The sequence below is a fragment of the Anaerovibrio sp. genome (genome assembly GCF_045637405.1).
Classification (GTDB): domain Bacteria; phylum Bacillota; class Negativicutes; order Selenomonadales; family Selenomonadaceae; genus Anaerovibrio.
On record NZ_JAZTZI010000037.1, the window covers coordinates 1 to 1,676 of the forward strand.

Annotated in this window: 2 protein-coding genes; both read right to left on the minus strand. The window is 47.2% G+C overall.

Annotated features, from left to right (window positions below; translation table 11 throughout):
* Positions 1-569, minus strand: a 569-nt coding sequence (locus tag ACKI5G_RS02930; protein ID WP_407397491.1) for a bifunctional folylpolyglutamate synthase/dihydrofolate synthase, incomplete at its 3' end; no start/stop codon positions are given.
* Positions 570-581: 12 nt separating this feature from the next.
* A partial coding sequence (locus ACKI5G_RS02935; RefSeq protein ID WP_407397493.1) for a class I tRNA ligase family protein occupies positions 582-1,676 on the minus strand: 1,095 nt, incomplete at its 5' end.

Consider the following 1,676-nt stretch of genomic DNA (forward strand, 5'->3'; position numbering starts at 1 on the left):
GGCTTTATAATACCAGCCTTATGCTTTGCTATACCATCCAAGGTACCACCACATTTATCGGCGTGCTCAAAGGATACGTTGGTAATGACAGAAACCTCAGGAGTAATTACATTTGTGGAATCCAGCAGACCACCCAGACCGACTTCAATAACAGCGTACTCCACCTTTTCCTTCATGAAAATATAAAATGCCGCTGCTGTCAGGACCTCAAACTGAGTAGGGTGCTCATTCCCCTCTCCCACCATAAAGTCACAAAGGTCACGAACCACAGTAATAGCCGCTGCCATTTTTTCCTGGCTTATTTCATCACCGTTGATAATAACCCGCTCAGTATAAGAATCCAAATGAGGAGATGTGTACATTCCCACGCTGATGCCTGATTTCTTAAGAATTTCCGCAAGCATACAGGTTACAGAGCCCTTACCGTTGGTACCAGTTATATGAATTGTTTTATATGTATTCTGAGGATTACCCATCAGGTCCAGAAGCCGCTTGATACGGTCCAACCCCAGACTCATGCCAAAAACATTGAGTTCTTCAAGATAGTCCATTGCCTCTGAATAATTCATCTTATCCCCCGATTACAGCTTAGCCAAATCCTCAAGACGTGCCTTCACAGCACCCATCTTTTCCTGATAACCGGCCAGCTTTTCCTTCTCACCTGCCACAACATCAGCAGGAGCCTTTGCCAGGAAACCCTGATTGGACAGCTTCTTGTCCAGACGGGAAATTTCCTTCTCCAACTTGGCCATTTCACCATTGAGGCGGGCAGTTTCCTTCTCCACATCAATAAGATCCTTCAGTGGCAGGAAAATTTCGACGCCGTTTACAACACCAGCCATGGCATTTTCCGGCTTTTCAGCTCCAGCCGCCATGTGAGTAACAGGCTCAGCAGAAGCCAAAACAGTGAGATAGCCCTCGTTATCAGCGAACACCTGACGCAAGGATTCATCAGTAAAGTTAAGTACAACCTCACTCTTCTTACTTGGAGCCGCATTTACCTCCAGGCGGAGAGCACGAATGGTCTTTATAGTCTCCATAATGGTGGTCATGCTGCCTTCGCTGGCCTCGTCAATGAGATCAGCAATAGTCTTGTCCTCAGCAGGCCACTGGGATACCATAATGCTCTTGCCCTCATGTGGAATATGCTGCCAAATTTCCTCGGTAATAAATGGCATAAATGGGTGCAACAGACGCAGAGTACGCTCCAATACATAGCCCAATACATACTGGGCAGTCTGACGAGGCTTAACGTTTTCCTTGTCATAAAGACGTGCCTTGGAGAGCTCAATGTACCAGTCGCAGAACTCACTCCAGATAAACTCATAAATCAGACGGCCAGCCTCACCCAGCTCGTACTTCTCCAAATTTTCAGTAACGCCCTGGGCAGTCTTGGCGAAGCGGGACATAATCCACTTATCTGCCATAGTGTAGTCTTCAACAGCTGGCACGAAGCTCTTGTCAAAGCCCTCCAAATTCATCAGCATGAAGCGGGAGGCATTCCACAGCTTGTTGGCAAAATTACGGGCAGATTCAACGCGCTCGTTGTAGAATCGCATATCATTACCAGGAGTATTACCGGTAATCAGCATAAAGCGCAGAGAATCGGCACCATATTCCTCTATCATTTCCAGCGGGTCGATACCGTTTCCAAGGGACTTGGACATCTTGCGACC